The organism is Sphingomonas hankookensis, assembly GCF_022664465.1.
GTDB classification, from domain to species: domain Bacteria; phylum Pseudomonadota; class Alphaproteobacteria; order Sphingomonadales; family Sphingomonadaceae; genus Sphingomonas; species Sphingomonas hankookensis.
Genome location: NZ_JAKREV010000005.1, coordinates 77,358 through 96,471, shown reverse-complemented (window position 1 = coordinate 96,471; position 19,114 = coordinate 77,358). Strand labels below are relative to the sequence as shown.

Genomic DNA, 19,114 nt, shown 5'->3' with positions numbered 1-19,114 from the left:
GCTGGTTCACGCGAAGGCGCGGCGGCGCGGAGTGAATTTTTCGCGCAAAGGCGCAAAGGACGTAAAGCGGTTGTGGAGCGGGCTGGGTCGGGCTGTTCGGCGCAGCCTATTCGCTCTCGGCGGCCGGTGAGGGAGAGCCGCTATCGCGGCGGACGCAACATCTCAGGGTCCTTTGCGCCTTTGCGCGAAAAACCTCTTACTTCTTCTCCGCGCCTCCGCGCCTTCGCGTGAAACCGAATCCTTCTTACCGCGCCCGGTCCAGCCACCGCCCCAACCCGACGAACGCGTAGATCAGCGGCGGGACGAGGACGATCGACAGCGTGACCTTCGCCAGCATCTGCCCGACGACCAGCTGTCCGATCGGGAACACGCCGTAAAAGGCGACGGTGATGAAGATCAGCGTGTCGACGATCTGCGACAGCACGCTGGAAATGGCGGCGCGCAGCCACAGCAGCTTGCCCTGTCCCCGCTTCAGCCAGCCGAAGATCGTGACGTTCAGCGTCTGCGACACGCCATAGGCGACGATGCCCGCCATCCAGATGCGCAGGTTGGAGCGCATCACGAGGTCGAACGCGGCCAGCCGGTCGGCCTCCATACTGGCCGCGGCGGGCAGTTCGAGGACGATCGCGACCAGCAGCATCGAGGCGAGCAGCGGCAGGAACCCGAACCACACCAGATGCTTGGCCCGGACCGCGCCGTACAGTTCGGCGACCGCGCTCGACACCACGACCAGCAGCAGAAAGGCGAAGATGCCCGCTTCGACCGCCAAGGGGCCGATCGCGACCTGCTTGTTGCCCAGCACGCCCGCGATGCAGACCATGCCGCCATAGAAGATCGAGAAGATGAACAGCGCGCGGGGGATGGTGATCGTGGCCGGCGCCGACGGGGAAGGGGTCGTCATGGCCCTTGCTAGTCCCGAAATCGGCCGATGGCAAAAGCGTTTGTCGCCGCTGGCGTCGCGGGCACCGGCATGGCATGTCGGGGCGGTTTGGGCCGTCCGGGGCGGGCGGCGGGGCAGGGTAAGTGCTTACATGACACGTTTTTTGATCGGCATCGCCGGCATCGTCGTGATTCTGGGGATTGCCGTCGCATTGTCGACCAACCGCCGGGCGATCCGGCTGCGCGTCGTCGGCGCGGCGTTCGCGTTGCAGGTCGGGATCGCGGTGCTGGTGCTCTATACGCCGTGGGGCAAGGGCGTGCTGGGCTTCCTGTCGGGCGGGGTCGCCAATCTGCTCGCCTATGCCAATGCGGGCACGTCGTTCCTGTTCGGTCCGCTTGCCCGGCCGGACATCGGCGGGCAGAGCTTTGCCATTGCCGCGCTGCCGGTCATCATTTTTTTCGCGTCTTTGGTGTCGATCCTCTATTATCTGGGGATCATGCAGCTGGTGGTGCGCTGGATCGGCGGCGGCATCGAAAAGGTGATCGGCGTCAGCAAGGTCGAATCGCTGTGCGCCGCCGCGAACATCTTCGTCGGCCAGAGCGAATCGCCGCTTGTCATCCGCCCCTATCTGGCGGGGCTGACCCCGGCGCAGCTGTTCACGGTGATGACCAGCGGCATGGCGGGCGTCGCGGGCACGATCCTCGCGGCTTATGCATCGATGGGCATCCGCATCGATTTCCTGCTCGCGGCCAGCTTCATGGCGGCACCGGGCGGCATCCTGATGGCGAAGATCATCATGCCCGACACGCCCGAGCCGGCGGCGGGCGAACTGCCGCTGGGCGACGACCGCGAGGCGGAAGCGATCGCGCTGGCCGAAGCGACGCATGACGAGGAACGCCCGGCCAACATCATCATGGCGGCGGCACAGGGTGCGCAGACCGGCGTGAAGCTGGCGGTCGCGGTCGGCGCGATGGTGCTGGCGTTCGTCGCGCTGGTGGCGCTGGCCAACGGGCTGCTCGGCGGGATCGGCAACTGGTTCGGGGTCGCGGACCTCAGCTTCCAGCGGCTGCTCGGCTATGTCTTCGCGCCGGTCATGTACCTGCTCAACGTGCCGTGGAACGAGGCGGGGATCGCCGGCGGGCTGTTCGGGCAGAAGGTCGTGCTGAACGAATTCGTCGCCTATATCTCGCTGGGCGAGGCGAGCGGGCAGCTGTCGACGCGGACGATCGCGATCATCACCTTTGCGCTGTGCGGCTTCGCCAATTTCTCGTCGATCGCGATCCAGATGGCGGTGACCGGCAGCCTGGCGCCCAACCAGCGGCCGATGATCGCCAAGCTGGGCATCCGCGCGCTGGTCGCGGGCAGCCTCGCCAACCTGATGTCGGCGGCGCTGGCGGGGTTGCTGTTGAGCTGAACCGAGCGCGCCATAAACGCCTTGTTTACGACGTCGACGCTAGAAAAAGCTCGATTGCGCCGGACGCGGCGTGGGGTTGAGTAACGGGGACGGCGAGCATGAACGACGAACTGATCGATCAGCGGGTGCTGGCGGCGGCACGCGCCGAACTGGGCGCGAATTTCGTCCGGATTCTGGGATATTTCCGCGAGGACGGCGTGAAGTCGGTCCGCGCGATCGAGGCGGCGATGCGCGACCAGAACGCCACGGCGATGGTGCTGCCCGCGCACACGCTGAAAGGCGAATCGCGTCAGTTCGGCGCGGAAATGCTCGCCGATCTGGCCGAAGTGATCGAGACGATCGCGCGCAGCTGCGTCGAGCTGCGCGATGTGCCGACCGAGGCGCTGGAGCATGTCGCGCGGCTGCGCCCGACGTTCGACGCGACGCTGGCGATGCTCGACCGCGACACCAACCCGCTCGCCACCCGCCGGCCGACGGGATTCGGCAAGCGTCCCGTCGCGTTGTAGGTTTCTAGGGGCGGCTCGACAATCGCTTGATCGGACGCAGGACGACCGTTCCGCGCCCCGATGGTCGCTCCCGCGCAGGCGGGAGTCCGTATGCGCCAGCGTCGCGGCTCCAGCCGAACCGTCGGCGTGTATGGATTCCCGCCTGCGCGGGAATGACGAAGTCGCTGGAGCGGTTCCTGTCGAGCGCCACCACCGGTAGATCCCGGCATTCGCTCGGATAAATATTGTTGGTTAGGGTCGATTTGCCGACCGGCCGCGCGAAGCGGCCGGTCGGTGGGATCAGGCGTGCTTGTCGAGTTCGGCGACCGAGTTGAGCTGGACATAGTTCTGGATGCCCATGCGCTCGATCATCTCGAACTGGGTTTCCAGCGTGTCGACATGCTCTTCCTCGTTCGACAGGATCTCGGCGAACAGGTCGCGGCTGACGAAATCGCGGATGCTTTCGCAATAGGCGACGGCTTCGCGCAGCTGCGCCACCGCTTCGACCTCGATCGCCAAATCGGCCTTCAACACTTCTTCGACCGTCTCGCCGACGCGCAGGCGGCCGAGCAGCTGGAAGTTGGGCAGGCCGTCGAGGAACAGGATACGCTCGGCCAGACGGTCGGCGTGCTTCATCTCGTCGATCGATTCGTGGCGTTCGAACTGGGCGAGCTTATGGACGCCCCAATGGTCGAGCAGACGATAGTGCAGCCAGTATTGATTGACCGCGGTCAGCTCGTTGCGGAGTGCCTCGTTGAGGAACTCGATAACCTTTGCGTCGCCCTTCACGTCGTTCGTCCTTCATCTGATGATGGACGGCCCATACGCGGTTTGGCCGCGTAACGACAGCGGAAAAATGGCGGAAATCCGTGGGTTTCAGCAGGTGCGAACGCTATGCAGCCGCACGCTCCGCATCGATAATGGCTCGCGCGAACGGCACGCACTGGCCGCATTTCGCCTGGCATCCCAGCGCGCGATACGCCTGGCAGGCGCTGCTGGCGCCGCCCCGTGCGGCCTCCCGCACGTCGCGTTCTTTCAAGGCGTTACAGACGCATACGACCATGTTCGACCCTCGCTCCGATGGGCCAGCTTATAATGGTAGTGAAAGTCGTTCGCAAGAACTGTTGCGGGTAATTCGCATCAACTCATCGTTTCGGTCGGCTCGATGGGACGCGGAGCGTTTGCCGTTGCCAGCGGGCGAGGCTGCGCCACAACCATTCGAACGGGCCGTAGCGGTAGCGGGCGAGCCACCATGGCGACCACGCCAGCATCCCGGCGCACATCGCGATCACCGGTAAATAGAGGGTGGCCCGCGACCACATGCCGAACTGGCCCAGCCCCCAGCCGTAGAAGACGAAACACATGACGATGCTGCTCGCCAGATAGTTGCTGAGCGCCATCCGGCCGACCGCGGCGAAACGCGCGACAATGGCACCGCCGCCGCCGGCGATCAGCAGGATCGCGGCGGCATAGCCGGGGATCATGACGGCGCGCAGCGGCGGGGGGAAGGCGAAGGCGCCGAGGATCACCGTGCGGGCGTCGAGGCCCTGCCCCAGCATCCACGCCAGAAGCAGGGCGTAGCCCGTGCCGCCCATCGCGATCCCGATCACCGCCCAGCGGCGCAACCGCACGCGCGACCATGCGCCGGTGAGCATCCCGCTGCGCAGCGCCGCCATGCCGAACAGCATGTACGCCAGCGTTTCGAAACCGATGAAGACGGTATTGTAGAGCGTCGTCGCCAGCTCGGCGGCATTATGCTGGAGAATGCCGGCATAGCCGCCCCGGAACAGTGCGATTTCCTGCGCCAACAGGGCGGGCGCAGGAATGCCGAAGCCGTTTTCGAAATCGCGCAGGCCCTGTGCCGCCGCTGGCGTGTCCGCGCTCTGCATCGCAACGAACGACAGGGCGATCGCGCCCAGCAACAGCCATTCGATCGCCGCCAGCGCCACGCCGCACGCCACCATCCGCCGCACCGAGCTGTGGCGGAAGCCATAGGCGACGCTCCCGACCAGCGCATAGTGCATCAGGATATCGCCCGTCCATAGCAGCGTGGCATGGGCGAGGCCGAGGAAGAAAAGCCACGCCATCCGCCGATAGTGAACCGCCGCCGGGTCCGCCCCGCTCGCCTCTGCCCGGTCGACGACCAGCAACAGCGAGGCGCCGAACAGGAACGAGAACAGCCCGCGCATCTTGCCGTCGAACGCGATCATCGTCGCGGCATAGGTCCATAGGTCCGCCGGTCCTTCCAGTCCCCATGCGTACGGACTGAACCGCGCGGTGTCGGGCAGCGCGAAGCCGAGGATGTTGACGAATAATATGCCCATCACCGCCACCCCGCGCACGACGTCGAGCGTGACGATGCGGTCGGCGGCGGGGCGGGGGTCGGTCATGGCAAGCCCCTGCCCGATCGTGCGGGCAGGGGGAAGCATGCTCAGGCGAGCGCGCCTTCGCTGCCCATCAGCGCGGGGAAGAAACCTTCATGCGCGGTACGCAGGTCGTCGAGCGAGACGGCGAAGTCGCCATCGGTCAGTTCGAAGATGATGCGGCTACCGATCGTCCGGCCGATCGGCTCGGCATCGACCCCGGCCTTTTCCGCGCCCTGCAGAAATTCGAGCAGTGCATGGTCGTGGACGGTGACGATGTAGATGCCCTGATCCTCGGCGAAGAGCGAGCGGGCGATGTCGTCGAACGGCAGCTTGCGGTCGAGGATCGCGCCGACCTTGCCGGCCAGCGCCATCTCCGCAACGGTTACCGCGACGCCGCCGTCGCTGACGTCGTGGCAGGCGGTGATCTGACCCGACAGGATCGCACGGCGGATATAGCCGCCGGTGCGGCGCTCGCCGTCGAGGTCGACCGGCGGCGGCGGGCCTTCCTCACGGCCGTGCAGTTCGCGCAGCCACAGCGACTGGCCGAGCGACCCGGTACGGTCGCCGACGCGCAGGATGATGTCGCCGGTCTGCTTGAACGCGATCGTCGCCGACTTTTCCCAATCGGTGAGCAGCCCGACGCCACCGATCGCCGGGGTCGGCAGGATCGCCGAACCGCCGCCGGTCGCCTTCGATTCATTGTAGAGTGACACGTTGCCCGACACGATCGGGAAGTCCAGGGCGCGGCACGCTTCGCTCATGCCGTCGAGGCAGCCGACGATCTGGCCCATGATCTCGGGGCGCTGCGGGTTGGCGAAGTTCAGGCAGTTGGTGACCGCCAGCGGCGTCGCGCCGACCGCGGTCAGGTTGCGATAGGCTTCGGCGATGGCCTGTTTCCCGCCTTCGACCGGATCGGCGAAGCAATAGCGCGGGGTGCAGTCGGTGGTCATCGCCAGCGCCTTGGCCGTGCCATGTACCCGCACCACCGCCGCGTCGCCGCCGGGACGCTGCACGGTGTTCGCACCGACCATGTGGTCATACTGTTCCCAGATCCAGCGACGCGACGCGATGTCGGGCGACCCCATCAGCGCGAGCAGATCGGCGGCCGGATCGGTGCATTCGGGCACGTCGGCCAGCGCGGCGGGTTTGGGCGTGGGCACATGCGGCCGGTCGTAGAGCGGGGCTTCGTCGGCGAGCGGGGCGAGCGGGATGTCGGCAACGACATCGCCCTGCCACTTGAGTACCATACGGCCGGTGTCTGTGACGTGGCCGATGACCGCGAAGTCGAGTTCCCATTTGTCGAAGATCGCCTTGGCGAAGTCCTCGCGGCCGGGCTTCAACACCATGAGCATCCGCTCCTGGCTTTCCGACAGCATCATCTCGTACGGGGTCATGCCGGTTTCGCGCTGCGGCACGTCGTCCATGACCAGTTCGATGCCGACCCCGCCCTTCGACGCCATTTCGACCGAGGAGGAGGTGAGGCCGGCGGCGCCCATGTCCTGGATCGCGACGATCGCGTCGGAGGCCATGAGTTCGAGGCACGCCTCGATCAGCAGCTTTTCGGTGAAGGGGTCGCCGACCTGCACGGTCGGGCGCTTTTCTTCGGCATCCTCGCCGAAATCGGCCGAGGCCATGGTCGCGCCATGGATGCCGTCGCGGCCAGTCTTCGACCCGACATAGACGATCGGATTGCCGATGCCCGACGCGGCCGAATAGAAGATCTTGTCGGTGTCGGCGATGCCGACGGTCATCGCGTTGACGAGGATGTTGCCGTCATAGGCCGGGTGGAAGTTAACCTCGCCACCGACGGTCGGTACGCCGACGCAATTGCCATAGCCGCCGATGCCATGGACCACGCCCGCGATCAGGTGGCGCATCTTCGGGTGATCGGGCCGGCCGAAGCGCAGCGCGTTGAGGTTCGCGATCGGGCGTGCGCCCATGGTGAATACGTCGCGCAGGATGCCGCCGACGCCCGTCGCTGCACCCTGATAGGGTTCGATATAGGACGGGTGGTTGTGGCTCTCCATCTTGAAGATCGCCGCCTGCCCGTCGCCGATGTCGATGACGCCGGCATTCTCGCCCGGACCGCAGATGACTTGGCGGCCGGTGGTCGGGAGCTTCTTCAGGTGGATGCGGCTGGACTTATAGCTGCAATGTTCCGACCACATGACCGAGAAGATGCCGAGTTCGGTCAGGTTCGGCTCGCGTCCCATCGCGTGCAGGACGCGCTCATATTCCTCAGGGGAAAGGCCGTGTTCGGCGACGATCTCGGGCGTGATCTGGGTCATGGCAGCGCCTCTAGCGTGGCAAGGCGAACGGTGCCAGCCGGTTTGTTCCGAGACGGGTTTGTAACACGCCAGCAATGTTGCGTTGCAGAATTGGTACAGTATCGGAACAAAAATGCCGCAACGCACGTATAACGTTTCGGAGAACCGATGATCGTGGGAACCCATCATAGCGCCAAGCGTCGGTGGCCCGCGTCGCCGAGCTCGGCGCAGCATGGCATCATGCCGAGTAAGGGAGAATCTGAATGGTTTCGAAGTTTCTGACGGCGATTGCCGCCACTTCGCTGGCCGCAGCGCCGGTCGCCGCCAACGCCGCGCAGAACGCGTCGGCGCTGTCGGTCGCGAAGTCGGTCCGCGCGACCGCCCCGACCAAGGGTGGCCAGAAGCTGGCCGGCGGCGGCATCGTGTTCGCGCTGCTGGCAGCCGCGATCGTTGCCGGCGGCGTCATCATCGCCGTCGACAGCGACGATTCGGACAGCAACTAAGTCCGGGTTGGCGGGGCGTCCCTGCGGCGCCCCGCCCGCTTCTTCTAGTGCGGCGGGTTGTCGCGCCGTTTCCACGCCTGCCACAGCATCATGCCGAGCAGCGTACCGCCCGCGACGGTACCGCCCACCGCCACCGCGGTCATCACCGGCGACAGGCTGTTATCCGCGCGATGCAGATGCGGGCGATGCTTCACCAGCTTCTTGAGCAGCGGCGTCCGCCGCGACAGCGATTCGAACATCTCGTCCGGACCTTCGGGATCGAGAATCTTGTTGTCCGCCAGCCATTCGGTCACCGCACCGAGGTCGGGGATTTCATAGGGTCGTAGCGAGCGGCCCTCGCCCCGCAATTCCTCGATCGTCGCGATCAGCGATCCGGTGCGCGCCAGCGTCGTTTCGACCGTCTCGCAATCGACCCCCAGATGCTCGGCGAGCAGCGAGTCGCGGATGCCGGCGATGGTGCGGCGTTCGTCGGCATTGGCGTGGCGCGTCGCATCGACGGTCACGTCACATTCGGTGTCGAGCCGCAGCGAACGGTTGTTGAAGTTGGACGAGCCGACACGCAGCAGCTGGTCGTCGATCACCGTCACCTTGGCATGGACGTAGATCGCGGTGCCGCCGGCGGTGAAGGGGTGGTAGAGCCGCAGCCGGTCGTGGCGGTCGCGTTCCTTCAACGCCTGAAACAGCCGGGCCCGCGCCGAATCCATCGCGACCGGTTCCAGCCAGCCCTCGGCCGTGGTCGGGTTGACGATGACGATCTCCGGACCGTCGGGTTCGTCGAGCCGCTTGGCGATCGCTTCGGCGACCTTGCGCGAGGCGAAATACTGGCTTTCGGCATAGAGGAAGCGTTCGGTGCGGGCGATCAGGTCGAGATACAGCGTCTCGATCTCGTGCACCGGTTCCTGATCGGCCATTTCCGGAATGGTGCGCGCGACGGCGACCTCGATATCGGTGAAGTCGGCCTTCAGCCCGGTCGGCCAGCAACCGCCGGTGTCGGTGGGGGCGGGCAGCTCGTCGCCGCCCGAGATCGCCCAGCGGTGACGGCACATCTCGCCCAATGCCGCCGCGACCGGGCCTTCGAGCGCGGTCGTCACATCGTGCCACGGTTGATAGGGGGTACCGTCGGGCTCGATCCGGCGGGGATCGTTGTCGCGATGCTCGCGCGTGTCCCAGCGGTCGACGGTCATGTCGATCCCGCCGCAGAAGGCGACGTCGTCGTCGATCACCACGACCTTCTGGTGATGCGATCCGGCGACCGGATGATGGCCGTCGAGGCGCAGGTGGACCTGCGGGTCCTTGATCCACTTCGCGATGCGGACCAGCGTCTGGCCGTGGAACAGCGTCTTGATCGCGCCGGTGTCCCAGCGCAGGATATGCACCTGTAGCCCCGGCGTCCGGCGCACCAGCCAGCTGATAAATTCGCCCACCTTTTCCGGGCCTTCGGTCGCGGCATCGGTCTTGAAGCGGATGCGGGCGTCGAAGTCCCAGCCGATCAGCATGATCTGCTTCTTCGCCTTGAGCATCGCATCGCGGGCATGGGTGAAGTAGTTATCGGCATCGACCAGCACGGTCGCGCGCGTGGCGCGCTCGATCCGCCAGCAGTTGCGACCCGGTTCGAGCGGTGGGGTGTGACGCGCCATGTGCGTGCCATGGCACCCTATCGTGACGGTTCCAAGCGATTGCGGCGGGTTAGGCGGGGTTTCGGTGGCCAAAGTTCACGAAGTTCACACTCGTGCGCTGTTTGTGGCGCGGGTGCAGGGGCGCGGTGGCGGACGATGGGAAAGAGCGGAAGCGCGAGGCTGGCAGGGTGGGGGCGTGTAGGAAAGGGGGGCCTTTGCATGTTACGTCACCCCACCTTGACCCGGGGCGACGGTCTGGACAGGCGGCTACAGGACCTCGTGCACCCGCTCCGGCGGGCGGGCGATGACGATGCCTTTTTCGGTCTCGACGATCGGGCGTTCGATCAGGATCGGGTGTTGCGCCATCGCGTCGAGGATTTGCGCGTCGGTGGCGTCCTTGAGCGATTTGGCTTCGGGCTCGTTCGCGCGCAGTGCTTCGCGCGGGGTGAGGCGGGCGCGATCGAGCAGCGCGGCGAGGTCGTCGCGGGTCGGCGGGGTTTTGAGATATTCGACGATGCGCACGTCGTCGCCCGCTTCGGTCAGCAGCGCGAGCGCGGCGCGGGACTTCGAACAGCGCGGGTTGTGGTAGATCGTGGCGTGCATTCTTTCCTCCCCGGTACGGGGAGGGGGACCGCCGGCGCAGCCGGTGGTGGAGGGGGTTGGCCGGCTCCACCACCGTTGCGTTCGCGGCGATCCCCCTCCACCATGCTGCGCATGGTCCCCCTCCCCATGAAATGGGGAGGAGTTTTAGGTCAGTCGTTTTTGGCCAGCCACTCTTCCAGCCACTTGATCGTGTAGTCGCCGGCCTGAAATTCGGGATCGTCGAGCAGCGCCTGGTGGAGCGGGATGGTGGTCTTCATTCCCTCGATCACGAATTCCTCCAAGGCGCGGCGCAGGCGCATCAGGCAGCGTTCGCGGGTCGTGCCGTAGACGATCAGCTTGGCGATCATACTGTCGTAATAAGGTGGCACCTTGTAACCGGCGTACAGGCCGCTATCGACGCGGACGTGCATGCCGCCCGGCGCGTGGAAATGCTTCACCGTGCCCGGCGACGGCGCGAAGGTGCGCGGGTCTTCGGCGTTGATGCGGCATTCGATCGCGTGGCCGTGGAAACGAATCTGTTCCTGCTCGCACGACAGGCCGTGCCCTTCGGCGACGCGGATCTGTTCGCGCACGAGGTCGAGGCCGGTGATCATCTCGGTCACCGGATGTTCGACCTGCAGGCGGGTGTTCATTTCGATGAAATAGAACTCGCCGTCTTCCCACAGGAATTCGATCGTGCCGGCGCCGCGATAGCCCATATCGGCCATCGCCTTCGCACAGATGTTCCCCATGCGGTCGCGGTCGGCCTGTCCGAGGACGGGCGAGGGGGCTTCCTCCAGCACCTTCTGGTGGCGGCGTTGCAGCGAGCAGTCGCGCTCGCCCAGATGCACCGCGTGGCCATTGCCGTCGCCGAACACCTGGAACTCGATATGGCGCGGGTTGCCGAGATATTTCTCCATGTAGACGGTGGCGTCGCCGAACGCGGCCTTCGCCTCGCTGCCCGCCTGCTGCATCAGCGTTTCGAGCTGGTCCTCGGATGCGCAGACCTTCATGCCGCGGCCCCCGCCGCCCGATGCCGCCTTGATGATGACCGGATAGCCGATCGACGCGGCGATCGCCTTGGCTTCCTCGACGTCCGCGATCGGGCCATCGGAGCCGGGGACGAGCGGCAGGCCGAGCTTGCCGGCGGTACGCTTCGCCTCGACCTTGTCGCCCATGACGCGGATATGCTCGGGCTTCGGGCCGACGAAGATCAGGTTGTGCAGCTCGACGATCTCGGCGAACTTGGCGTTTTCCGACAGGAAGCCATAGCCCGGATGGATCGCGTCGGCGCCGCTGATCTCGGCGGCCGAGATGATGTTGGGGATGTTGAGATAGCTGTCGGTCGCCGATGGCGGGCCGATGCAGATCGCCTCGTCCGCCAGACGCACATGCATCGCATCGGCATCGGCGGTCGAATGGACCGCGACCGTCTTGATGCCCATTTCGTGGCACGCGCGGTGGATGCGGAGCGCGATCTCGCCGCGGTTGGCGATCAGCAGTTTCTTGATGTCGGGCATGTTATTCCACGACCACCAGCGGCTGGTCGAATTCGACCGGCTGGCCGTTCGACACGAGGATTTGCGTCACGGTGCCTGCCGCCGGGGCGACAATCGGGTTCATGACCTTCATCGCTTCGACGATCACCAGCGTGTCGCCCGCCGCGACCTTTTGTCCCACCGCGATGAACGGCTTGGCTTCCGGATTGGCGGCGAGATAGACGGTGCCGACCATCGGCGAGGTGACCGGCGGCACGGCGCTGACCGGCGCGACGGCGGCACCGGCCTCGATCGTGGTCGTCGCGGCGCTGGCAAGCTGCGGGGCGGGCTGCGGCGCATAGGTCGGGGCGTAGCTCGGCGCTGCCTGTACCGGCGCGGGCTTGCGCACGACGCGGACCTTGCGTGCGCCGTCCTCCACCTCGACCTCGGTCAGGTCGGTTTCATCGAGCACCTGCGCCAGCGCGCGGACGAGGTCGATGTCGACGCGCATCGCGTGGCTGGTGAACGGCGTTCCTTCGCCCTGATTGTCGTCTGCCATGGTAACCCCCAATGGTATCTTTAATTATAAAAAACCGCGCCCTTGTCAGATGCGGGCGGCCGCTTCAAGCGCGACCAGATAGGAAAGCGCGCCGAATCCCGCCACCGTGCCGCGCGCCGCGCGCCCGACATAGCTGATGTGGCGAAAGTCCTCGCGGGTATGCGGATTGGACAGATGGACCTCGATCACCGGGGTCTTCACCGCCTTGATCGCGTCGTGCAGCGCGATCGACGTGTGGGTATAGGCGCCGGCGTTGAGCAGCACCGCCTTCGCGCCCTCCGCCTGCGCCTCGTGCAGCCAGTCGACCAGATGGCCTTCGTGGTTCGACTGGCGCAGGTCGATCTGGAGGTCCAGCTCGCGGGCGCGATCCTCCAACATGCCGGCGATGTCGTCGAGCGTGTCCGATCCGTAGATTTCCGGCTCGCGCAGGCCGAGCAGGTTCAGGTTCGGGCCGTTGAGGACGAAGACGGTGGCGGGCAACGGGGTGCTTTCGGTTGCGGGGGCTGTCACGCGCTCCCTATATGCAGCGCACCATAGCCGGACCGGGCCCGGTAAGTCGAGAGAACGGCGCGCCCAGAGGAGACGACATGCATACCGACGGTACCATCAGCATCATGGTCAATGGCGACCATATGCGCGTTCGCGACGGCATCACGCTGGCCGAGCTGACCGCGCAGATCGGACTGGTGCCCGAAAAGGTCGCGGTCGAGCGCAACCTCGAGGTCGTGCCGCGCTCGACGCTGCAGCAGGTGAAGGTCGAGGATGGCGACGAGCTGGAGATCGTGCACTTCGTCGGCGGCGGCGACCATGTCGCGACGATCGACGGCGATACGTGGAGCGTGGCGGGACGAACGTTCCGGTCGAGATTGATCGTCGGCACCGGCAAGTACAAGGATTTCGAACAGAATGCCGCCGCGGTCGCGGCATCGGGCGCGGAGATCGTGACCGTCGCGGTGCGCCGGGTGAACGTCAGCGATCCCAAGGCGCCGATGCTGACCGACTATATCGATCCGAAGAAGATTACCTACCTGCCCAACACCGCCGGCTGCTTCGATGCCGACAGCGCGATCCGGACGCTCAGGCTGGCGCGCGAGGCGGGTGGCTGGGACCTCGTCAAGCTGGAAGTGCTGGGTGAGGCGCGGACGCTGTATCCCGACATGGTGGAAACGCTGCGCGCGACCGAGGTGCTGGCCAAGGAAGGCTTTCTGCCGATGGTCTATTGCGTCGACGATCCGATCGCCGCCAAGCGGCTGGAGGATGCCGGCGCGGTCGCGATCATGCCGCTGGGCGCGCCGATCGGATCGGGGCTGGGCATCCAGAACCTCGTCACGATCCGGTTGATCGTCGAAGGCGCCAAGGTGCCGGTGCTGGTCGATGCCGGGGTGGGACAAGCGTCGGACGCGGCGGTGGCGATGGAGCTGGGTTGCGACGGAGTGCTGATGAACACCGCGATCGCCGAGGCGAAGGACCCGGTGCTGATGGCCGCGGCGATGAAGGCGGCGGTCGAGGCCGGGCGGATGGGCTATCTGGCCGGGCGGATGCAGCGGCGGCGCTATGCCGATCCGTCGAGCCCCCTGGCCGGTCTGATATGAATTAAGTTTAATGGAACCGTCGGGCGAGCTGACGCTTTGTATAATCGCAATCCAGCGGGGGAAACCTCGCCAACCGACAGGAGCCATTCATGGGTGAATTCACCGACAAGCTCGCCGCTGCAGGCAACAAGGTCGCCGGCAACGTGAAGGAAGCCATCGGCAAGGCGACCGACAACGAGCGCCTGGAAGCCGAAGGCGAAGCGCAGCAGGTCAAGGGCACCGGTCAGGACGTCAAGGGTAGCGTCAAGGGCGCGCTCGGCGACAAGATCTGAGCTGACGGACACCGCGTACCGCCGATGTATGGCGGATGGTGTCTGAAGGGGCCGCTCCGGGAAACCGGGGCGGCCCTTTTCCTTTTGGCAGGTGTGTCCGATAGGGTCGGACGATGACCGATGGCGTCGAAGATCAGAAACGGGTGGTGGTCGAGCGGCTTTATGCCATGTTTGCCGCGCCCCCGCCGTCGCGGATCACCGGCTGTCGATGCTGCCTCGATTCGCCCAAGGTGGCGCGATTGCTGCGCACCCCGCTGCGCGCGATCGATCGCGAAACCTTGTGGTGGTATGCCTGGAAGGCGTTCCTGACGGTCGGCGACGTGGCCGATTTCCGCTATCTGCTGCCCCGCATCCTCGACGTGTCGCTCCGACATCCCGGCGATGCGGTCGATGTCGAGATCGTGCTCGGCAAGTTGCGGCTGGCGGGATGGGCGCAGTGGAGCGACGACGAACGCGCAGCGATCATTGCGGCGATCGACCTGCTGTTCGATCAGGCTGTCGCGACGGTCGACGATCCGGACGATGGCGAACTGGCAGTGTTCGAGGTCGAGAGCGTGCTGTGTGGCGCGGCGCGCGCCGATCTCGATCCGGTCCGCTGGCTCGAACGATTGTCGCAGAGGCTCCGACAGAGCCTGCACGCGCGGCTGTCGGGTGCGCCGAACGGATTCTGGGAGGATGCGCCGGTCGGGCTGGCGGCGGCACATGACTGGTTGGCGTGCCGTCCGGTGGACGATTGACCCCGTGCCGCTCCGATCGAACGGAGCGGCACGGATGGGTCAGAACCGATAACCCAGTCCGGCGATGACATGGTGGCGTTCGGCGCCCGTTTCGATCCGCAAATTCCCGAGCGTGCCCTTGTCGGCGGCGTAGTTGGTGTAGAGATATTCGAGCTTGCCATAGGCGCGGCTGGTCAGGCCGAATTCGCCGCCCGCGCCCAGATGGAAGCCGTCGAGGCGGGCCATGTTACGGGTGTCGTTGCCCGGCGTCAGCAGGTCGCGCTGGTCGCGGCGGAATTCGCCGTTGCTGTAGCCACCCTTCAGATACACCAGCGCATTCGGCCCGGTGACGAAGCCGATGCGTCCGCCGACCGAGACTTCGCGGCCCGCCTTGGTACAGTCGCGCGCGATCGCCCGCGTGCCCGAAAACAGGTCGTCGCAGGTTTCGAAGGTCGATCCCGACAGCCCGGCATAGAGGCCGACGACCGACGCGCCCGACAGCACCATGTCGTAGCCGACTTCGCCGCCATAGGTGACGCCGCTGTCGCCGCTGCTGATTTCGGTGCGCTGGCTGCCGTCATGCACCTCGGTCACGGCGTCGAGCCGGTCCCAGCCGACGCGGACTTCGATGCGGGGGCCAAGCGGGGTGTCGACAATGCTTTGCGCGGCGGCGGGCGAAACGGCGGCGGCAAGCGCGGCGGCGGTGATGGTCGCGACGGTCTTCACGAAATTCCCCCGGAAAGCTGGTTCTGCCGCCGGGGGATAGGGCGAAATCGATACGATAGGTTTAACGCGACCGGATCGCGGCGATCGTCGTGCCGTGGGTGATGACGTCGATATCGGTCCGGCAGTGGAGCAGCCGCACGCCGGTCTGTGCCAGCGCGCGGTCGAGCGCCGGGGCGAACTGTTCGGTCGTCTCCACCGTGTCGGCCCAGGCACCATAGGCGCGGGCGAGCGCGGCGAAATCGGGGTTGGCGAGGGCGGTGCCGCTGACCCGCGTCGGATATTCGCGTTCCTGATGCATGCGGATCGTGCCGTAGCCGCCATTGTCGATCAGGATGACGAGCAGGTTGGCGCGGTGCTGGACCGCGCTCGCCAGTTCCTGTCCGTTCATCAGGAAGTCGCCATCGCCCGCGACCGCGACCGCCAGCTTGTCCGGTTCGCGCAAGGCTGCGGCGACGGCGGCGGGGGTGCCGTAGCCCATCGCGCCGCAGGTCGGGGCCAACTGCGTGCCCGACCAGCCATAGTGCCAGTAGCGATGCCACCAGCCGGAGAAATTGCCCGCGCCGTTGCAGATGATCGTGTCGTGCCCCGACAGGCGTTCGCGCATCGCCGCGACGCAGGGGCCGAGGTCGAGGGTCACGTCGCGCGGGGCGGGGGTGGACCATGCCTGCCATTCGGCATGGGCTTCGGCGGCGGCGGGCAGGGGCCGTGCGGGCGGGTCGGCGCAGGCGAGCATGGCGGCAAAGGCGAACGGATCGGCGGCGACGGCAAGGTCGGCGTGGTATACGCGGTCGAGTTCGGCCGGGTCGGGGTGGACATGGATCAGCGTCTGCCCCGGATGGTCGGGCGTGACGAGGGTGTAGCCGTCGGTGGTCGCTTCGCCGAGGCGGGCGCCGACGACCAGCAGCAGGTCGGCGGCCTTGATCCGCTGGACCAGTTTGGGAGACGGGCCGTAGCCGAGATTGCCGGCCCATGCCGGATGGTCGTTGGCGACGGCGTCCTGTCGGCGGAATGCGCCGGCGACGGGAATGCCCCAGCGCTCGGCGAAGGTGGCGAAGGTTGCGCCGGTGGCGGCATCCCAGCCTGCCCCGCCGACAATCGCCACGGGGCGTTCGGACGTGCGCAACGCGGTCAGGAGCGCACCGAAGTTGGCGGGGTCGAGCGTGGTTTCCAGTTTCGCGAGCGGCGGGCGGTCCTGCGCCACCGCCTGCTCGACCAGCATATCCTCGGGCAGCGCGATCACCACCGGGCCCGGCCGGCCGGAGGTGGCGGTGCGCCATGCCCGCGCGACATATTCCGGGATGCGCGCCGGATCGTCGATGCGCAGCACCCGCTTGGCGAGCGGCGCGAACATCGTCAGGAAATCGACCTCCTGAAACCCTTCGCGGTCGCGCATGCCGCGGTCGACATCGCCGATGAACAGCAGCATCGGCACCGAATCCTGCATCGCGACATGCACGCCGATCGACGCGTTGGTGGCGCCGGGGCCGCGGGTGACGAAGGCGACGCCGGGCCGCCCGGTCAGCACGCCGTCGGCGCAGGCCATGAAGCCGACGCCGCCCTCCTGCCGACAGGTCACCAGGTCGATCGCGGGCGTGTCGTGCAGCGCGTCGAGCACGGCGAGGAAACTTTCGCCCGGCACGTGGAAGATGCGGTCGCAGCCCTGCGTGACGAGGGCATCGACCAGGATACGGCCACCGGTGCGCGAATCTGTAATTTCCGCAGGCTAACCGCGGGTGGTGCGGGGTGCCAGTGCGCGGTGCCGGTGGCGCGGGTTTCGACCTTCGTCCCTGACGATACGTCACCCCGGATCAAGTCCGGGGTGACGGTGGGGGCAGTCGTACCGATCGGGAACGATCGTGCCGGTCAAGTTGAAGCGCGGTTCAGGTTCTTGACCCGCCCGCGCGCCCATGCGTAATCCCTCGGCCAAGGCTGTTGGGAGAGTGGCGATGAAGAAGCTGTACCCGAATGCGGAGGCGGCGCTGGATGGGCTGCTGCACGACGGCATGACGCTGTGCGCCGGTGGGTTCGGCCTGTGCGGCATCCCCGAACGGCTGATCGACGCGATCGAGGCGTCGGGGGTCAAGGGCCTGACCATCGCCAGCAACAATGCCGGGATCGACGGGCAGGGCCTCGGCAAGCTGCTGCGCAGCCGGCAGGTGAAGAAGATGATCTCCAGCTATGTCGGAGAGAACAAGGAGTTCGAGCGGCAATATCTGTCGGGCGAGCTGGAGGTCGAGTTCTGTCCGCAGGGGACGCTGGCCGAACGCTGCCGTGCCGGCGGGGCCGGGATTCCGGGCTTCTATACCAAGACCGGGGTCGGCACGCTGATCGCCGAGGGCAAGGAAGTGAAGCAGTTCGACGGGGAAGACTATATCCTCGAACGCGGCATCCGCGCCGATGTGGCGATCATCAAGGGGTGGAAGGCCGACGAGGCCGGCAACCTGATTTTCCGCAAGACCGCGCGCAACTTCAACCAGCCGATGGCGACCGCGGCGAACATCTGCGTCGCGGAGGTCGAGGAAGTGGTGCCGGTCGGGTCGCTCGACGCCGATGCGATCCACTTGCCGGGAATTTACGTGAAGCGGATGATCGTCGGGGCGCCGTACGACAAGCAGATCGAGTTCCGTACCGTGCGCGAGCGGGTGTGATGCGGCGGGCCTGTGCCGCTTCTTCCCGTCATCCCGGGCTTGACCCGGGGTCCCGCTTTTTCTCGACCGCAGAAGAAGAAGCGGGACCCCGGGTCAAGTCCGGGGTGACGAGGGGGGTAGGCCGGGCGCTGACCGTGGGCACCGCGGCCTTCGCGCTGTCGGGCTGCGTCGTCGCGGTCGGGAACCAGTCGGCGCCCGTCGCGCCCGCGACGGTGTCGGGCGTGCCGGCGGGGATGCAGTATCTCTATGGTTCGGGCGAGGCGGCGGCGGCGAGCCGGCAGACCTATTCGGCGCTGGTCCGCTATGTACAACAGTACCAGCGCGATCGCACGACGCTCAGGCGGATGCCGTTGCAGGCGGTGCTGGCGCCGAACGCGACGCTGGCGATGCCGACCCAACTTGCCTGCACCGGCAAGTCGGCGGTCGTGTTCGACGTCGACGAAACCGTGCTGCTCAACACCGGCTACGAATATTCGGATGCGCGGGGCGGGCTGACGTACGATGCTGCACGCTGGGAACGGTGGGAGCGATCGGACGGCCGTGCGACGCGGCCGGTGCCGGGGGCGGTCGAAGGGCTGGCGGCACTGCGCGCGGCGGGCGTGACGGTGGTGTTCAATTCCAACCGGAACGCGGCGACCGCATCCTATACCGAAGCCGTATTGAACCGCGCCGGCCTCGGCCCCGCCAGGCATGGCGAGACGCTGTTCCTGAAGGGCGATGCGCCGGGCGGGTCGGGCAAGGACGCCCGGCGGGCGTTGATTGCATCGCGCTATTGCGTCGTCGCGCTGGTCGGCGATCAGCTGGGCGATTTCAGCGACCTGTTCAACGCCGGACTGAAACCCGCCGAGCGGCGGGCGGCGGCGGATTCGCCGGCGATCGTCCCTCTCTGGGGCAATGGCTGGTTCCTGCTGCCCAACCCCGTCTATGGCACCGCGCTGGCCGGTGATTTCGACGACGTCTTTCCCAATGATCTGCGCTGGAGCGATCCCGGCGCGCGCAAGGAGTAACCC

The 19,114-nt window shown here is 66.6% G+C and carries 20 protein-coding genes; 8 read left to right on the top strand and 12 right to left on the bottom strand.

Annotation, left to right across the window (positions count from 1 at the left end; all coding sequences use genetic code 11):
- Positions 1–244 precede the first annotated feature (244 nt).
- Complete coding sequence (locus MF610_RS13795) at positions 245–901, bottom strand: queuosine precursor transporter (RefSeq protein ID WP_242197838.1); 657 nt, start codon at positions 899–901, stop codon at positions 245–247.
- A 130-nt stretch (positions 902–1,031) separates the two neighbouring features.
- Between MF610_RS13795 and MF610_RS13790 the strand changes: the two genes are divergently transcribed.
- Positions 1,032–2,294 carry a NupC/NupG family nucleoside CNT transporter gene (locus tag MF610_RS13790; RefSeq protein ID WP_242197835.1) on the top strand — a complete coding sequence of 421 codons (1,263 nt, stop codon included), beginning with the start codon at positions 1,032–1,034 and terminating at the stop codon, positions 2,292–2,294.
- A gap of 98 nt (positions 2,295–2,392) precedes the next feature.
- Positions 2,393–2,800: an Hpt domain-containing protein gene (locus MF610_RS13785; RefSeq protein ID WP_242197832.1), complete on the top strand. Its 408-nt coding sequence runs from the start codon at positions 2,393–2,395 to the stop codon at positions 2,798–2,800.
- Between the two features lie 279 nt (positions 2,801–3,079).
- On the opposite strand, the gene bfr is transcribed toward MF610_RS13785, so the two are convergent.
- The 4 genes from bfr to purL form a co-directional block, all read right to left on the bottom strand.
- Positions 3,080–3,568, bottom strand: coding sequence for a bacterioferritin (gene bfr, locus MF610_RS13780; RefSeq protein WP_242197829.1), 489 nt, complete (start codon positions 3,566–3,568; stop codon positions 3,080–3,082).
- A 103-nt stretch (positions 3,569–3,671) separates the two neighbouring features.
- Positions 3,672–3,842: a (2Fe-2S)-binding protein gene (locus tag MF610_RS13775; protein WP_242197826.1), complete on the bottom strand. Its 171-nt coding sequence runs from the start codon at positions 3,840–3,842 to the stop codon at positions 3,672–3,674.
- An 82-nt stretch (positions 3,843–3,924) separates the two neighbouring features.
- Positions 3,925–5,169, bottom strand: a complete 1,245-nt coding sequence (locus MF610_RS13770; protein ID WP_242197823.1) for a DUF418 domain-containing protein — start codon at positions 5,167–5,169, stop codon at positions 3,925–3,927.
- A 41-nt stretch (positions 5,170–5,210) separates the two neighbouring features.
- Entirely contained in the window at positions 5,211–7,433 is a 2,223-nt protein-coding gene (gene purL, locus MF610_RS13765; RefSeq protein ID WP_242197820.1) for a phosphoribosylformylglycinamidine synthase subunit PurL, read from the bottom strand.
- A 242-nt stretch (positions 7,434–7,675) separates the two neighbouring features.
- Between purL and MF610_RS13760 the strand changes: the two genes are divergently transcribed.
- Positions 7,676–7,915, top strand: coding sequence for a hypothetical protein (locus MF610_RS13760; protein WP_242197817.1), 240 nt, complete (start codon positions 7,676–7,678; stop codon positions 7,913–7,915).
- Positions 7,916–7,959: 44 nt separating this feature from the next.
- Here MF610_RS13760 and MF610_RS13755 read toward each other — a convergent pair whose 3' ends face one another.
- The 5 genes from MF610_RS13755 to aroQ all read right to left on the bottom strand — a co-directional run bounded on the left by MF610_RS13755 (position 7,960) and on the right by aroQ (position 12,630).
- Positions 7,960–9,552 (bottom strand): phospholipase D-like domain-containing protein, encoded by a 1,593-nt coding sequence (locus MF610_RS13755; protein ID WP_242197814.1) that lies wholly within the window; start codon positions 9,550–9,552, stop codon positions 7,960–7,962.
- Positions 9,553–9,798: 246 nt separating this feature from the next.
- Positions 9,799–10,134 (bottom strand): arsenate reductase (glutaredoxin), encoded by a 336-nt coding sequence (arsC, locus tag MF610_RS13750; protein WP_242197811.1) that lies wholly within the window; start codon positions 10,132–10,134, stop codon positions 9,799–9,801.
- Positions 10,135–10,283: 149 nt separating this feature from the next.
- Positions 10,284–11,633 carry an acetyl-CoA carboxylase biotin carboxylase subunit gene (gene accC, locus MF610_RS13745; RefSeq protein ID WP_242197808.1) on the bottom strand — a complete coding sequence of 450 codons (1,350 nt, stop codon included), beginning with the start codon at positions 11,631–11,633 and terminating at the stop codon, positions 10,284–10,286.
- A gap of 1 nt (position 11,634) precedes the next feature.
- On the bottom strand, positions 11,635–12,150 hold the full coding sequence (gene accB / locus MF610_RS13740; RefSeq protein ID WP_242197806.1) for an acetyl-CoA carboxylase biotin carboxyl carrier protein: 516 nt from the start codon (positions 12,148–12,150) through the stop codon (positions 11,635–11,637).
- A 45-nt stretch (positions 12,151–12,195) separates the two neighbouring features.
- A complete protein-coding gene (gene aroQ / locus MF610_RS13735) occupies positions 12,196–12,630 on the bottom strand; it encodes a type II 3-dehydroquinate dehydratase (protein WP_242199159.1) in 435 nt (144 codons plus the stop codon).
- A gap of 107 nt (positions 12,631–12,737) precedes the next feature.
- Between aroQ and thiS the strand changes: the two genes are divergently transcribed.
- The 3 genes from thiS to MF610_RS13715 all read left to right on the top strand — a co-directional run bounded on the left by thiS (position 12,738) and on the right by MF610_RS13715 (position 14,751).
- Positions 12,738–13,742 (top strand): sulfur carrier protein ThiS, encoded by a 1,005-nt coding sequence (gene thiS, locus MF610_RS13725; protein ID WP_277924123.1) that lies wholly within the window; start codon positions 12,738–12,740, stop codon positions 13,740–13,742.
- An 89-nt stretch (positions 13,743–13,831) separates the two neighbouring features.
- Complete coding sequence (locus MF610_RS13720) at positions 13,832–14,014, top strand: CsbD family protein (protein WP_125653978.1); 183 nt, start codon at positions 13,832–13,834, stop codon at positions 14,012–14,014.
- Between the two features lie 113 nt (positions 14,015–14,127).
- Positions 14,128–14,751, top strand: a complete 624-nt coding sequence (locus MF610_RS13715) for a hypothetical protein (RefSeq protein WP_242197803.1) — start codon at positions 14,128–14,130, stop codon at positions 14,749–14,751.
- Positions 14,752–14,790: 39 nt separating this feature from the next.
- Here the strand turns inward: MF610_RS13715 and MF610_RS13710 are convergent, their stop codons facing one another.
- Together MF610_RS13710 and MF610_RS13705 are read right to left on the bottom strand one after the other, a co-directional pair.
- Positions 14,791–15,456, bottom strand: coding sequence for an outer membrane protein (locus MF610_RS13710; RefSeq protein WP_242197800.1), 666 nt, complete (start codon positions 15,454–15,456; stop codon positions 14,791–14,793).
- Between the two features lie 61 nt (positions 15,457–15,517).
- The gene (locus MF610_RS13705) at positions 15,518–17,170 is read right to left on the bottom strand and encodes a thiamine pyrophosphate-binding protein (protein ID WP_242199154.1); all 1,653 of its coding nucleotides are present in this window, start codon (positions 17,168–17,170) and stop codon (positions 15,518–15,520) included.
- Between the two features lie 232 nt (positions 17,171–17,402).
- Between MF610_RS13705 and MF610_RS13700 the strand changes: the two genes are divergently transcribed.
- Both MF610_RS13700 and MF610_RS13695 read left to right on the top strand, forming a co-directional pair.
- Positions 17,403–18,104, top strand: a complete 702-nt coding sequence (locus MF610_RS13700; RefSeq protein ID WP_242197797.1) for a CoA transferase subunit A — start codon at positions 17,403–17,405, stop codon at positions 18,102–18,104.
- Between the two features lie 134 nt (positions 18,105–18,238).
- Complete coding sequence (locus tag MF610_RS13695) at positions 18,239–19,111, top strand: 5'-nucleotidase, lipoprotein e(P4) family (protein WP_242197794.1); 873 nt, start codon at positions 18,239–18,241, stop codon at positions 19,109–19,111.
- The last annotated feature ends 3 nt before the right edge of the window (positions 19,112–19,114 follow it).